Raw genomic sequence first — 12,556 nt, 5'->3', positions numbered from 1 at the left:
CAACGATATGGAATTCCTGCTCCCGAGCGCCGCTCACCAGTTTCTGCAAGCCAAGGCCAATGCCCTGTTCGTCGATTGCCGCAGCGAAATGGAATACTTGTTCGTGGGACACCCGGCCGGGGCGATCCACGTGGCGTGGAACGACGGCCCGGATTGGGAGATCAACCCCCATTTCGTCCAGAGCGTGCGCAAGCTCGCCGGCGCCGGAGGCGAGCGTCCCGTGCTGCTGATCTGTCGCAGCGGCAACCGGAGCACTGCGGCCGGCGAGGCGCTCGAGGCGGCCGGGTTCCGCAACGTGTATGCCGTGCTGCATGGCTTCGAGGGCGATCTGGACGGCACCCATCACCGCAACGCCGTGAACGGGTGGCGCTTCGAAGGACTCCCGTGGGAACAGTGCTGAGGGCCTGCGCGAGGCCATTGCCGTGCGGGATAAGGCGGTGATGCATGACATGCCGGTAAGCTTCGGCGCCATGAAAAAACCCTCGCCGTGGCGAGGGTTGGGTGTGGGTGGCGGCACCGCGTGCGGTGTTGGCGTCAGTGGAGCACGACCGGGTTCGTCATGAAGGTATCGAACTGGCCGAGGAATTCATCGACTTCGTCCTCGGAGGGCTCGCTGGCGATCAACTTCTGCACTTCTTCACGGAATTGCCGGGCAAGCGTGCCGTCGAGAAAAATCTCACGGCCAGCGGTTTTGTCCACGATTTCATAGCCACCGGCAGATAGCGCGTGATCGCCGTTATCCGCGGCAAACTCGACCACATAGTAGTTCGGGCTGTTGTAAATCATGAGCATGGCAACTCTCCTGGTGTTCCTGCATGGTCCTCAGTAACCCACATAGGGGCGACGCGGCGCGATTTCAAGAGGCAGTGCCCCATGATTCGCTTATCGGCACACCGGCTGACGAATTCAATGGTTTTGGCCCTCCTTGTCTAAGATCCCGCTACAGGTCCCGCAGCTTGCTGGTTCACACGTTAGAGGACGCCCCGAGCAAAAACGTTGCAAGGGCATTGGTTACGAACTGTTTCTGCTCGACGATCGACAGATGGGCCGCGTCGGGCACGATTTCCAGCCGGGCACCGGCGATGCCGCTGGCGATGCGTCGCGCGACGGCCGGCGGCGTGGAGGGATCGTTTTCCCCGACCAGCACCAGGGTCGGCGCGTCGATTTCCGACAGTTTGGCTCGCACGTCGAACGCGGCCAGCGCTTCGCAGGCGGCCGCGAAACCCTCAGGATGCGCCTTGGCCACCAGCGCGCGAACGCGTTCCGATGCCTCGGGGTGGCGCTTGCGGAAGCGCTCGCCCAGCCAGCGCTCGAGCGTGCCGTCGGCAAGCGCCTTCATGCCCCGTTCGCGTGCCTGCGTGGCGCGCTGGCGAAACACCTTCGCGTCGGCGTCGTCGTAACCGGCCGTGGTGTCGATCAACGTCAGGCTGGCGATGCGCTCCGGCGCATCGAGCGCGACTTGTTGCGCGACGGCACCGCCCATCGAAATGCCGACGAAGTGCGTTTGTGGGATTTCCAGCGAATTGAGCAATGCGGTCGCGTCGGCGGCCAGTTGTTCGATGGTGTAAGGGCCGGCGGGGACGTCGCTGCGGCCATGGCCGCGGCTGTCGTATCGGAGCACCCGGAAATGGGCCGCGAGGTCGGGCACCAGATCGTCCCAGATCGTGAGATCCGCGCCCAGCGGATGCGCGAGCGTCACCCACGGACCGTGGCCTTCCACCGCGTAATGAATCGATGCACCGTTGGCACTGACTTTCATGGTGAGCGGTCCCCCAAATCTCGTCGATGCGTTGGCGAAGTGGCGTAGGTGCAGTGGGATGTTTCTGATTATGTCAGGAACCTTGGACTTCTGCTGGCGAACCGTAGTAGCACGACAACACTGCGCCGCGCCGCGGTGCGACGTGCACATCGCTCGAAATTCTAACGAATGGGGGCGCGGGGTTTAGCGCCCCGGAGGTCCGAGCCGAGCCGGGCCGGCTCAAGGCGACGATTGCTGTGTGAAGACCAGTTCGAATTCGTTGCCCGACGGCTCGGTTTGCTTGACGCGCACCGGCATCCAGTTGAGCGATGGCGCGAGCCAGATGTCGACGCGTCGCTCGTCACCCGCCTTACGCGGCAACCGCGTGAAGTGGCGGGTCTCGACATAGCCCTGCGGCGTGCGCAAGGTTTCCTGGCCAACGTACTGCACTGGCCAGACTTCGCTGCTGTCCGTGTCGACCACCGTGAACTCGTGCGTCACGCCGACCTGTGCGTAGCGTTCCGGATTGCCTCTCGCATAGCTTGCCAGCTGCATCATCACGCTGAATCGGTCTTGGGCGCCGGGCGCGAGCGGCATGGACTGGCCGGAGCGCGAGAAGTGCAGCATCGGCGTGCCATCGCGATGGAAGTCACTGACGTATTCGGCGCGACGACCGCGTTTTTCCACATAACGAGATGGCGCAATGCCGTTCACGTCAAAACCGCCCTCGCTGATGAACTCGAACGTGCCGAAGAAGATGATCGGCACCGCCACGCGCAGACGGTAATGGCCGTTTGCGTTGACCCATTGCAGTTCGCCGGTCTGATTGCGCACGCCGTTCATGTACGCGTCGTACGCCATCGTGGCGGAGGGCGGCGGATCGAACCTGTCGCCATTGGCGGCGGCTGCCGTGAGCGGCGGGCCGGGCGGCGAGGTGGCTTGCGCGCTGCTGGCGGGCGCTCCAGACGTGTCGCCTTCGCTTGCGACGGTCTGCGAGGCCGCCTGCGGCCCGGGCGTGTTCGCCGTGGCCGGTGCGGCAAGCGTATTGGGGGCGGCCCGCGGCGCGGGGGGGGCGAGCTTGCGGGGGGGCGGCTTGACGGCCGGCTTGGGCGCTGACGGCGCGGGGAGTGCGGGCGGCGCCGGCGGTGCGGGAGGTGCGACAGGTTTGAGCGGAATCAGCGTGACCGGAATCTCGGGAATCGGCGTGTCTTCCATCGACGACCGGTCGCTCGCGACCCACAATGCGATGAGCCCGTGGACGGCGAGCACGGCGGCCATCACGCCCGCCCAGACGAATCCACGCGTGCGCCAAAGCCCGCGCTGGCGAGCCGCCGCTGACGGTGTCGGGCCAGCGGGCGGCAAGACCGCGTCCTGGGAATCGATGGGGGCCGGAGGCACGTTGGGCACTGCTTGGCAAAAGGAGCAATAAGGGCGAGACGGACAATGCGGGCGATTCCGACGTTTAGCGAGCGACGGCACGAGCCACAATCCACCGGAACGTCACGGGCTCAGGATCTCACATTGCGATGCACTCGGTTCGACAGATCGTGTCGGCGGCCGTTCAACGGGCGGGCGATGCCCTCAGGTAGAATCTTCGGCTTCACGCGCCATTCTATCGGGCCTCAGGTGGCCCGCAGACTCCATCCCATGAAACTCGCTACCCGCAAGGACGGCACCCGCGACGGCCAACTGATCGTCGTGTCGCGCGACCTGTCGAGCGCCTGCATTGCCGACGCCATCGCGCCCACATTGCAACGCGTGCTGGACGACTGGACGTTCTACGCGCCTCAGCTCCAGACGCTCTACACCGAACTCAATCACCAGCGTGCGCGAAACGCCTTCGCGTTCGATCCGGCCGAATGCATGGCGCCGCTGCCGCGCGCGTACCAATGGGCCGACGGCTCGGCCTATGTGAACCACGTCGAGCTGGTGCGCCGCGCACGCGGGGCCGACATGCCGCCCGAATTCTGGACCGATCCGCTCATGTACCAGGGCGGCAGCGATGACTTCCTTGGACCGACGGACGACATCGTCTGCGCGTCCGAAGACTTCGGCATCGACTTCGAAGGCGAGGTTGCCGTGGTGACGTCGGATGTGCCGATGGGCGCCACCCCGGCGCGCGCGCTCGAAGGCGTGCGTCTGTTGATGCTCGTCAACGACGTGAGCCTGCGCAACCTGATTCCCGCCGAACTGACCAAGGGGTTCGGCTTCTTCCAGAGCAAACCGGCAAGCAGCTTCTCGCCGGTGGCCGTCACGCCCGACGAGCTGGGCGATGCCTGGCACGCTGGCCGGGTGCACCGGCCGCTTACCGTGAAGTGGAACGACAAGAAGTTCGGTGCGCCCGAATGCGGCGAAGACATGGTGTTCGACTTCGGCCAACTCGTGGCGCACGTGTGCAAGACGCGCAATGTGCGCGCGGGCACCATCGTGGGCTCGGGCACGATCTCCAATAAGGATCGCAGTCGCGGCAGCGCATGCATTGCCGAGAAGCGCATGCTGGAGACAATCGACAAGGGCGCGCCGGAGACCGCGTTCATGCGCTACGGCGATCGCGTGCGCATCGAAATGTTCGACGCGCAGGGCAAGTCGATCTTCGGCGCCATCGATCAGGCCGTCTCGCCGCTGGATGAGTGACTTCTTGTCGCCAACGCGGCGGGAAATGCCTGTGGGCCTTGAAAGTCGGCGTCCCGCGGACCTTTGCGGCGTTCGCGGCGATGCGTCAATAGGGTGAACCCGGATATGGCAGGGAATTCCGGCTCCGCTATGCTTTGTCTCCTTGAGTCGGTTCGCACCCCTATCGGGTCGGCGAACCGGCCCTAATTTTCGCCGGCGCGGCGCGAGGCCCCTTTTCCAGGGGGCCCGCGCAAGAGAAAAACCGAGCGCGGGCCAGACCAGATCAGGAGACTCTCCATGCGAAACCCCGTGCGCACTGCCCTGCTGGGTGCGATGTTGCTGGCGATGGCCGGCGGTGCCGCCGCTCAGGTCAAGATCGGCGTGAATATCTCGCTCACCGGGCCTGCCGCGTCACTTGGCATTCCCGAGCGCAACACGATCACCATGCTGCCGACCGAGATCGGTGGCCAGAAGGTCGAGTACATCATGCTCGACGACGCGTCGGACACCACGACCGCCGTTCAGAACACCAAGAAGCTCATCTCCGAGAATCATGTCGACGCCATCATCGGGTCGTCGATCACGCCGAACACGCTCGCGATGATCGACGTGATCGCCAGCGGCACGACGCCCACGATTTCGCTGGCATCGTCGGCCCGCATCATCGAACCGGTCGACGCCAAGCGTTATTGGATGTTCAAGACACCGCAGACCGACGCGCAGATGGCTTCAGCCATCGCCGAGCATGCGAGCCGTCATGGCGTGAAGACGATGGCGTTTATCGGTCAGGGGGACGCGCTGGGTGAAGCGTTCTACGAGGAAGTCGCCAAGTTCGCCGCGCTGCACAAGATCAAGATGGTCGCCAGCGAGCGCTTCGCCCGCACCGATCCGAGCGTGACGGGGCAGATCCTGAAGATCATGGCCGCGCACCCGGACGCCGTCGTCGTGGGCGCCGCCGGCACGCCGGCCGCGCTGCCGCCGAAGGCCTTGGCCGAGCGCGGCTACAAGGGGCTCGTGTATCACAACCACGGCGTGGGCAATAACGACTTCCTGCGCGTGTGCGGCAAGGATTGCAACAACACGTACCTGCCGGCGAGCCCGGTGCTCGTGGCGTCGCAACTGCCGAACGATCATCCGGCCAAGGCGGTGGCGCTCGACTACATCAAGAAGTACGAAGCCAAGTTCGGTGCCGGCACGGTGGCCGCCTTCGGTTCGTATGCATGGGATGCCGGCATTCTGCTCCAGCGCGCCATTCCGATCGCGCTGAAGACGGCCAAGCCGGGCACGCCGGAATTCCGCAAGGCGTTGCGCGACGCGCTCGAGACGAGCAAGAACATGCACGTCACGAATGGTGTGATCAACATGAGCCCGACCGATCACCTCGGCCTCGACCAGCGGGCCCGTGTGATGGTCGAAATCGAGAATGGCAAGTGGCAACTCGCGCCGTGAGTGCCGCGCGAAAGTTGTGAGTCCTGCCGATCTCGCATGACGGTGAGGCGGCCGACGCTGCGCGCATCGACCACAGATTGACCGTCGGTGGTATCGGCGTTGTCCGGTGCCGCCGTCTCCCCATCCCCGCTTGCGCGGGGATATTTTTTTGGAGCGGTAAGCCATGTCGCAAGACCCCTATCAACACTACCAGTCGCTGCAATTCAATCGGCATCCCAATGGCGTACTCGAACTCATCATGGGCGCCGGGGCGAACAAGAGCGGCCTGTCGACGGCCGACCATCGCATGCACCAGGAACTGGCCGATGTGTGGCGCGACATCGATCGCGACACCGAGACGCGCGCGGTCGTCATTCGAGGCGAAGGCAAGGGGTTCTCCGGCGGCGGCGACCTGTCGCTCGTGGAAGACATGGCCGACGATTTCGCCGTGCGCGCCCGCGTGTGGCGCGAAGCGCGCGATCTCGTCTACAACGTGATCAATTGCAGCAAGCCGATCGTCTCCGCCATGCACGGCCCGGCCGTGGGGGCCGGGTTGGTCGCGGGCCTGCTCGCGGACATCTCGATTGCCGCGAAGACGGCGCGCATCATCGACGGCCATACGCGGCTGGGGGTTGCGGCGGGCGATCACGCCGCCATCGTCTGGCCGCTGCTCTGCGGCATGGCGAAGGCGAAGTACTACCTGCTGCTGTGCGAGCCGGTCACGGGCGAAGAGGCCGAGCGCATCGGGCTCGTGTCGCTTACCGTCGACGAGGCCGACCTGCTGCCGCGCGCGTTCGAAGTGGCCGACAAGCTGGCGCGTGGCTCGACCACGGCCATTCGCTGGACCAAGTACGCGCTCAACAACTGGTTGCGCAGCGCGGGGCCCTCGTTCGATGCGTCGCTCGCACTCGAATTCATGGGCTTCGCGGGGCCGGACGTGCGCGAAGGCATTGCGTCGCTGCGCGAGCGCCGCGCGCCGGATTACAGCGGCGACGCCCCGTTCTGACACACCACTGGCGCACGCTCGGCGTATGATCCATATCCATACGCCCTCCGCGCGCCGACGTGCGCGCAAAGGCGCTCAGGATGTGCGCGACTTGCCGGGATTGCCCCGCGGGCCGTGCGTCCCCGACCGTGACTGGAGACTGTAATGAGCGATTCGACGAGTGCCATGCCCAACGGCTTCGACATTCTCAAGAAGATGTGGGAAGCGTTCAGCCCGCCCGCGACATTCACCTCGCCGCTCACGCAGTTGATGCAGAGCGCGGCGCCATTGCTCGATCCCGACGAGATCGAGAATCGCATCGCCGAGATGCGAGCGGTGGAGCAGTGGCTCACGCTCAATCTGAATGTGCTGCGCTCGACGATCCAGGCCTTCGAAGTGCAACGGGCCACCTATGCCACGCTTCGCTCGTTCGGCACCGGCACCTTCGGCGCCGCGAGCGACGCGCAGGCGAGTGCGTCGCCGTTCGGACAGGCGGGCGCGGCGAACTTCTGGCGCTCGCCGTTTGCCGCCGAGGCGCCGGCGCAAGACGTCGAGCCGCAGGCGAGCGCACCGGAACCCGAGCCGGAACCGGATCCGCAACCGGAACCCAAGGCGGCCGCGGCCGAGGAAGCCCCGGCGGGCGGCGACACACAGTCGCCGTTCGCGCAGGCGGGCAACGCTTATGGTGCGTTGGACCCGTCGCTTTGGTTCAACGCCATGCGCACGCAGTTCGACCAGATTGCCGCTGCTGCGCAGGCGGCCGGTGTATCGGCGGCCCAAATGACGGAAGCCGCTGCGGCGCAAATGTCGGATGCCGCTGCCAAGGCGACGCAGAGCGCACCGGCGAAACCCGCAAAACCCGCAAAGCCCACGCAGGCGTCTGGCCAGGCCACGGCAAAGGCCGGCACCGCCAAGCGGTCGGCGGGTACGAGCAAGGCGGCGGGCAAGACCGCTGCCAAGCGTGCGCCGGCCAGCAAGACGCCGCCGGCGAAGTCGGCCGCGGCAAAAACGTCTGCCAAGACGTCGGCGAAGGCCGCGCCCGCCGCAGGCAAGACGCCGGGTAAGCAGGCCGCCTGGAAGTGGTAGGGCGGTCGCACGAACGGCACATGCGGTAGACGCGACGACGGCTTCGGTCACGGCGATAGCGATAGCGACAACGACAACGACAACCACAACGTTGACCACGGCGGGAGGAGGCCCCCATGATTTCAGGCGAACGTACCGGCCTCGTCCTGATGGGCGGTGGCGCACGCGCGGGGTATCAGGTGGGCGTGCTGGCCGCGATCGCCGCGATCCAACGCGAGGTTCTGCCGTCGCGTCGCGCGATTCCGTTTCCCATTGTCTGTGGCACCTCGGCCGGCGCGATCAATGCTGCCGCGCTCGCGTCGCACGCCGACGATTTCCAGCATGGGGTCATGAAGCTGGACGCGGTGTGGCGTCAATTTCACGCCGGCCAGGTGTTCCGCGCGGACTCGCTGGGCATGGCGGGCACCGGGGCACGCTGGCTGGCGGCGCTTTCGCTCGGTTGGGCGCTGCGTCGCTCACCGCGCTCGCTGTTCGATTGGTCGCCACTCGGCGACATGTTGCGCAGTGCGATCCGTCTCGATCGACTGCCCGACGTGTTCGCGTCGGGGGCGCTCGAGGCTTTGTCGGTGACGGCGCTTTCGTACTCGTCAGGCAAGCATGTCACCTTCTACCAGAGCGCCGAGCCGATTCAGGCCTGGAAGCGTTCGCTGCGCCTGGCGCGCGCGGTGCCGCTGAGCGTGCAGCACTTGCTGGCATCGAGTGCGATCCCGTTTCTTTTCCCCGCCGTCGAGCTCGATCTCGACGGGCAGCCCGAGTATTTCGGCGACGGATCGATGCGCCAGATTGCGCCGCTCAGTCCACCGATCCATCTGGGCGCCACCCGCATCCTCATCATTGGCGCGGCGCACGGACAGTACGGACTCGACAGCAGCGGCGAGCGCATCGGTGGCTATCCCAGTCTGGCGCAGATCGGCGGGCAGGCGCTCGCAAGCGTGTTCATCGACGGCCTGTCGGCGGATCTGGAACGCCTCCAGCACATCAACAATGTGTTGCGGCATGTGCCCGAGGCGCAACGCGAATCCAGCGGCTGGCGGCCCATCGAGACGCTTTTGATCTCGCCAAGCCAGCGCATCGAGCCGATTGCAGCGCGTCATCTGCAGCAGTTGCCGCGGGCCGTTCGTACGATCCTCGGCGCGATCGGGGCGGACGAAGCGCGCGGCGCGGCCTTCGCCAGCTACCTGCTGTTCGAGTCGTCTTATACGCAGGAACTCATTGCGCTGGGCGAGGCCGACGCCTACGCGCAGCGCGACGCGATTGCCGCATGGCTCGTGGCGGAAGCGGATGGCACGAGCCCGCTCCATCGTGTCGAGGCCGGCGCGGTCGGGGGCGGCGGATTGCCGGCGAATTCACCGCTATCGGCGGAGTCGCCCGCCGCCGTGGCGGATACTGGCAAGCCGGCCGCATGAGTTGTTGTCCTCACTGATCCCGCCCCTATGTCGAAATCCACTGTTGCGTGTCCGTACCCGTCGACGTTCTGGCGCGATCCGGCGCTGCCGTTTCTCGAAGCGCGAGAGGTGCGCGATGGGCGTCGCGTCTGCTACGCGTTGCACAGCCATGAGACGTTTTCCATCGGCGCCGTGACGGGAGGGCGTAGTACCTATCGGAATGGTCGGGCACACGAGACGGTGGGCCGCGGCAGCGTTGTCGTGATGAACCCTGACGCGGTGCATGCTTGCAATCCCATTGACGACGAGGCGTGGGCCTATCGGATGCTGTTCGTCGACACGGCGTGGTTGCGCGAAACGCAGCGGGAACTGGGTTTCGGGCATGGACAGGATCTGCATTTGTTCGACCCGATGTCCGCTGACGATCCGGTGTTGTACCGGGGGCTTAACCGGCTCTATGACGTTTGCACCGACGCGACGCGCGACCGGCTTGAGCGCGAGAGCGTGGTGCAGCAGTTTTTCATCGACGTGCATGAGCGGTTGAACCCTGCGCCGCAATCGATGCGGGACGACTCGCACAAGCTGCGCCGCGCCGCCGATTTCATCCGTGCGCACTGCACAGAGGCGCTGACGCTTGCGCAGATTTGCGCGGCGGCGGGCCTGTCGGCCTCTTATCTGACACGCGTCTTTCGAGAGCAATACGGACTCACGCCGCACGCCTTTCTCATGGACCAGCGGATTCAATATGCACGGCGCCGACTGCGTCGTGGACATGCCATTGCCGAGGTGGCGCTCGATGCGGGCTTCGCGGACCAGGCGCATTTCCAACGCGCCTTCAAACAACGCCTCGCCACGACGCCGGGGCATTACCGGGAGCCGCACGCAGCGTGATTCGACGCCGCGAAGGCGCATGTTTCCTTAGCTGGTCGCGACAAGATACACGGCGCTTCCCGCCAACAGCGCCGCCATCGCGCAGTTCAGACGCCGCACGCGCCGCGCGTCGCGCATGCGATGACGCAACATCGCACCCGCGGCGGCCCAGCATCCCACCGAGCACCAGCAAACGACAAAGTAGATCGCAGCGAATTGCCAGATGCGCGCGGGATCACCTGCCGTGTACGCACCCATTCCGGCCAGCGCCGCGAGCCAGGCTTTCGGATTGAGCCACTGCATGACGGCGCCTTTCGATATGGTCGGGCCACGCTGCGTGTCGGCGTCGTTCAACACGCCGTTATCGATCGCCAGTTTGTAGGCCATATAAAGCAGGAACGCCACGCCGAACCACTGAATCGCGCGCATCAGTACGGGCATCCGGTGCAGTAACTCGTGCACGCCGAAGCCGACCGCAACGAGCAACGCGACGAAGCCCGCCGTCGCACCGGTCACGTGACGCAGGCTCGGTCCGAGGCCATAGCGCGCGCCCGCGCCCAGCGCCACGACATTGACCGGACCCGGCGTGATCGAAGCGGCCAGCGCGAACGCCGCCATTGAATAGAAAAGTGTCATCGGATCCCTCGATACTGAAGAAAGCGGGTGAAGCGAGGTTCCGAATGTAGGCGGCGACGGACGCCGTGTATTGAAGAAAACTGCCCTCTGGCAAATGGCCGCGTGCCGACGTCTCAACGAAACAGTCGATGGCGTAGCCAACGCAATAAACGTCCAAAGATGGGGAGCTTGACGTAGATATCTTCAGTGGCGTCCCAATAGTCGCGCTGATAGGCCACGCGTCCGTCCACAGCGAGACGCAGGTGCGATGCGCCATGAATGACCTGTTCGTCGTCAAGCCACCGTTTGGTATGGAAATGCAGATTCCACACCAGCAGCGCCTGATTGTGTTGCAGCAGCGTGGCGGTAAATTCAATGCGCGGCACGTCGACACGCTCGAATAGGTGCGTGAGCAGCGTCGCCACTTCGGCGGCGCTGCGCACCTCGTGCAGCGGCGTCTTGAGATAGACGTTGGGCGCGTAGAACTCGCCCAGATTCCCGACGCTTTGGCGGGTGAGGGTCTCGAAGTAGCGCGTCAGGCGCGTGAGCGCAGCCGCATGATCGATATCCATAGGCATGCTCGCGTGGGCGCCTGGACAGCGCGATTCGATGGACCCGTCCATGGCCGGGGCGGGGCCGCTCTCCGTCATCCCGGGCGCGCGGCGTCGGGATCGGCTTTCGGTCAATTATCAACGGCAACGCACGTTTGCACCGCGATGTTGCAGCGTGCGTGGCGCGGATGAGACACCCGACGGCGTCGGCCGCCCCGGCGACCTATCGCGCGTCGCTGATCAATTCGGCGCGAAGGTCGGGGGCACTGGTGCGCGGATCCAGCCATATGGCGAAAAAAGCACGGCCGAAGGCGTCGCCCGCGATTTGACCGATCAGTTTGCCGTCCGAGAAGAACCGCGTGCCGTCGCCGGGCAGGAACACGCCGGTCAAGTGCTGCCCGGCCGTCACGTCGGGCAGGATGCGCGCCAGTTCTTCGGCCCAGCGCTCCCGTTGCGCATCGGTGGCCACTTGCAGCTTGGTCATTTCGATCAGACTGCGCTGCACGAGCGTATGAGATTTGAAACTGCGCGCGTAGCGCAGATCGAGCACCAGCGGATGCGCACTCCAGTTCGCGCTGACGCGCTCGGCGCCTGAGAAGAGTTCCGCGTCGTAGAGATGAAAACCCAGGCGCGTGAAGGAGCCGTGGCCGACCAGATGGGCGGTGGGGATTTCTTGCGACGCGAGTTGCCCGGCGTCGAACGCCAGGGCGCCGGGGGCCGTTGCCACCGTCGCCAGAAAGCAGACGGTGCGTAGCCATGCGGCAAGTGCGGGACGAGTGGGCATGCTCGGCTCCTTATCGGTCAAGGATCCAGTCGAGTCGGTAGGCCCGTTGGCGGCGCATGGCTCGTTCTGCCGGTGCGCCGGCCGATACAACGTGTTGCGTATTTGCGACTGAGAACTTTCCTCAAAGCGCGGCGCGGAAAAAGGAAACGTCGGCGTCGGCAGGGATGGGGGCTGTCACCCGGTCGCACTTACGGAACGATTGATTTCAGCGTAGACCATCGGACGCCGCGCGCGCAGGCCCATGGCACAAGGGCAAACCCTGACGCGCTGCCGTGATGTCCGCATTCGCAGGCGTTGATGCTCAAGACGCCCAAGCGGCTGGCCACGCGCCGGGCTGGCCGCCGAAGGTGTGTCGGAAAGCCTGTCGCCCATTGAGCATAGGTGCTTTGCGTGACAATTTGACGGGCGTCAACATTACGACGCATTACTGTCACGCGAGGGGCGACGTTGGCGGGATTAAACGGCTTTTATGTTATGATTCAAGAGTTTGGCCATATTTTA

Annotated in this window: 13 protein-coding genes; 7 read left to right on the top strand and 6 right to left on the bottom strand. The window is 65.2% G+C overall.

What is annotated here, in order from left to right; translation table 11 throughout:
• The first annotated feature begins 7 nt into the window (after window positions 1–7).
• Complete coding sequence (locus tag PanNE5_RS04800; protein WP_017231999.1) at window positions 8–400, top strand: rhodanese-like domain-containing protein; 393 nt, start codon at window positions 8–10, stop codon at window positions 398–400.
• Window positions 401–534: 134 nt separating this feature from the next.
• On the opposite strand, the gene PanNE5_RS04795 is transcribed toward PanNE5_RS04800, so the two are convergent.
• The 3 genes from PanNE5_RS04795 to PanNE5_RS04785 all read right to left on the bottom strand — a co-directional run bounded on the left by PanNE5_RS04795 (window position 535) and on the right by PanNE5_RS04785 (window position 3,136).
• On the bottom strand, window positions 535–792 hold the full coding sequence (locus PanNE5_RS04795; protein WP_017232000.1) for a DUF3567 domain-containing protein: 258 nt from the start codon (window positions 790–792) through the stop codon (window positions 535–537).
• 172 nt (window positions 793–964) lie between these two features.
• Window positions 965–1,759, bottom strand: coding sequence for a 3-oxoadipate enol-lactonase (gene pcaD, locus PanNE5_RS04790; protein ID WP_017232001.1), 795 nt, complete (start codon window positions 1,757–1,759; stop codon window positions 965–967).
• Between the two features lie 219 nt (window positions 1,760–1,978).
• Window positions 1,979–3,136 (bottom strand): DUF3108 domain-containing protein, encoded by a 1,158-nt coding sequence (locus PanNE5_RS04785; RefSeq protein ID WP_261939331.1) that lies wholly within the window; start codon window positions 3,134–3,136, stop codon window positions 1,979–1,981.
• Window positions 3,137–3,385: 249 nt separating this feature from the next.
• Between PanNE5_RS04785 and PanNE5_RS04780 the strand changes: the two genes are divergently transcribed.
• From PanNE5_RS04780 to PanNE5_RS04755, 6 genes are all read left to right on the top strand, one after another.
• A complete protein-coding gene (locus PanNE5_RS04780; RefSeq protein WP_261939330.1) occupies window positions 3,386–4,372 on the top strand; it encodes a fumarylacetoacetate hydrolase family protein in 987 nt (328 codons plus the stop codon).
• A 276-nt stretch (window positions 4,373–4,648) separates the two neighbouring features.
• Complete coding sequence (locus tag PanNE5_RS04775) at window positions 4,649–5,800, top strand: ABC transporter substrate-binding protein (RefSeq protein WP_017233771.1); 1,152 nt, start codon at window positions 4,649–4,651, stop codon at window positions 5,798–5,800.
• Window positions 5,801–5,963: 163 nt separating this feature from the next.
• Window positions 5,964–6,785 (top strand): enoyl-CoA hydratase/isomerase family protein, encoded by an 822-nt coding sequence (locus PanNE5_RS04770; RefSeq protein WP_261939329.1) that lies wholly within the window; start codon window positions 5,964–5,966, stop codon window positions 6,783–6,785.
• A 144-nt stretch (window positions 6,786–6,929) separates the two neighbouring features.
• The gene (locus PanNE5_RS04765; protein WP_261939328.1) at window positions 6,930–7,850 is read left to right on the top strand and encodes a PhaM family polyhydroxyalkanoate granule multifunctional regulatory protein; all 921 of its coding nucleotides are present in this window, start codon (window positions 6,930–6,932) and stop codon (window positions 7,848–7,850) included.
• A gap of 116 nt (window positions 7,851–7,966) precedes the next feature.
• On the top strand, window positions 7,967–9,256 hold the full coding sequence (locus PanNE5_RS04760; RefSeq protein ID WP_017233768.1) for a patatin-like phospholipase family protein: 1,290 nt from the start codon (window positions 7,967–7,969) through the stop codon (window positions 9,254–9,256).
• Window positions 9,257–9,283: 27 nt separating this feature from the next.
• Window positions 9,284–10,126: an AraC family transcriptional regulator gene (locus tag PanNE5_RS04755; protein WP_261939327.1), complete on the top strand. Its 843-nt coding sequence runs from the start codon at window positions 9,284–9,286 to the stop codon at window positions 10,124–10,126.
• Window positions 10,127–10,153: 27 nt separating this feature from the next.
• Here PanNE5_RS04755 and PanNE5_RS04750 read toward each other — a convergent pair whose 3' ends face one another.
• The 3 genes from PanNE5_RS04750 to PanNE5_RS04740 form a co-directional block, all read right to left on the bottom strand.
• On the bottom strand, window positions 10,154–10,741 hold the full coding sequence (locus PanNE5_RS04750; RefSeq protein ID WP_261939326.1) for a LysE family translocator: 588 nt from the start codon (window positions 10,739–10,741) through the stop codon (window positions 10,154–10,156).
• Window positions 10,742–10,854: 113 nt separating this feature from the next.
• Window positions 10,855–11,292: a nuclear transport factor 2 family protein gene (locus PanNE5_RS04745; protein ID WP_017233765.1), complete on the bottom strand. Its 438-nt coding sequence runs from the start codon at window positions 11,290–11,292 to the stop codon at window positions 10,855–10,857.
• 202 nt (window positions 11,293–11,494) lie between these two features.
• Window positions 11,495–12,055, bottom strand: coding sequence for a chalcone isomerase family protein (locus PanNE5_RS04740; protein ID WP_261939325.1), 561 nt, complete (start codon window positions 12,053–12,055; stop codon window positions 11,495–11,497).
• Window positions 12,056–12,556: the final 501 nt, after the last annotated feature.

Source organism: Pandoraea sp. NE5 (assembly GCF_024363545.1).
Lineage (GTDB): Bacteria > Pseudomonadota > Gammaproteobacteria > Burkholderiales > Burkholderiaceae > Pandoraea > Pandoraea cepalis.
Note: the sequence above shows the minus strand (reverse complement) of the source record. Positions and strands in the feature narration are given on the sequence as shown.